Genomic DNA, 265 nt, shown 5'->3' with positions numbered 1-265 from the left:
GTATTTGATGCCGTCGTTGGTAATGCGCGCCCCGGCCGGGAGCCTGTTAGAGCAAACCAACCGCTTAGTCGTGAAGCGACAGCAAGCCTACGCTGCGCAGTTTTCAGCACCGTGGGGCATTTCCGAATCTGGGTATAACGCCCGAGATATTGAGCACACCTACCAGTACTCCAATTTTGGCGTGCCAGGGCTAGGGCTTAAACGCGGGCTGTCGGCGGATTTGGTGGTGGCTCCCTACGCCACGGGACTAGCCACAATGATCGAC

Annotated in this window: 1 protein-coding gene; it reads left to right on the top strand. The window is 57.7% G+C overall.

Annotated elements, in window-relative coordinates; translation table 11 throughout:
- Positions 1–70 precede the first annotated feature (70 nt).
- The coding region (locus SB773_RS32380; RefSeq protein WP_410594472.1) for a hypothetical protein at positions 71–265 on the top strand (195 nt) is incomplete at its 3' end.

It is taken from the genome of Bacillus sp. SIMBA_074 (assembly GCF_046534555.1).
Classification (GTDB): Bacteria; Bacillota; Bacilli; order Bacillales; family Bacillaceae_G; genus Bacillus_A; species Bacillus_A mycoides.
Note: the sequence above shows the minus strand (reverse complement) of the source record. Positions and strands in the feature narration are given on the sequence as shown.